The sequence below is a fragment of the Paraburkholderia sp. SIMBA_053 genome (assembly GCF_046534895.1).
GTDB lineage: Bacteria > Pseudomonadota > Gammaproteobacteria > Burkholderiales > Burkholderiaceae > Paraburkholderia > Paraburkholderia caledonica.
The window spans coordinates 1-267 of sequence record NZ_JAWRXU010000792.1; the positions used below are offsets into that span (position 1 = coordinate 1).

Consider the following 267-nt stretch of genomic DNA (forward strand, 5'->3'; position numbering starts at 1 on the left):
GGCCGTTTCCCGCAACGTCCGACAGCCGCTTTACTTCGGTTGGCATGACTGCCATCGAACGCTTCCTGCGCCCCGTCTGCTATCAGGGCTTCCCGGACGATCTGCTGCCCGAGGCGCTGAAGCATGACAATCCGCTCGGCATCTGGCGACTCACCGACGGTGAGTTGTCGAAAGCCTGAATCAAGCCTGCAATCATGTGCTGGGCGCGCGACCGGTGCGGTCTATCGGTCGCGCGTTCGTGTCGTTTCGAAGCGCATGAATGCCGGC

At 62.2% G+C, this 267-nt stretch carries 1 pseudogene; it reads left to right on the top strand.

The window, feature by feature from the left end:
• A pseudogene (locus SB753_RS37745) lies at positions 1–179 on the top strand (aldehyde dehydrogenase (NADP(+))); the annotation flags it as partial.
• Positions 180–267 lie beyond the last annotated feature (88 nt).